Source organism: Bacillus sp. SIMBA_005 (genome assembly GCF_046535585.1).
GTDB classification, from domain to species: Bacteria; Bacillota; Bacilli; order Bacillales; family Bacillaceae; genus Bacillus; species Bacillus pumilus.
In genome coordinates this window covers 1-266 of sequence record NZ_JAWRWI010000539.1, presented here as the reverse complement: position 1 = coordinate 266, position 266 = coordinate 1, and the positions used below count along the sequence as shown (strand labels likewise).

1 pseudogene is annotated in these 266 nt (G+C 49.6%); it reads left to right on the top strand.

Features of this window, described 5'->3' with window-relative positions:
• Positions 1-214, top strand: a pseudogene (gene rplB, locus SB660_RS21205) (50S ribosomal protein L2); the annotation flags it as partial.
• Positions 215-266: the final 52 nt, after the last annotated feature.

The window sequence follows — 266 nt, the reverse complement described above, 5'->3', positions numbered from 1 at the left end:
AGCAGGACGCTCTCGCTGGAAAGGCATCCGCCCTACAGTCCGCGGTTCTGTAATGAACCCTAACGATCACCCGCACGGTGGTGGTGAAGGTCGCGCGCCAATCGGACGTAAATCACCAATGTCTCCTTGGGGCAAACCGACTCTTGGATTCAAGACACGTAAGAAAAAGAACAAATCTGATAAATTTATCGTACGTCGTCGTAAAAATAAATAACGGGGTTGTCTACGGTTCTTTTCGGACCGTAGTGCAATCACGAAGGGAGGTT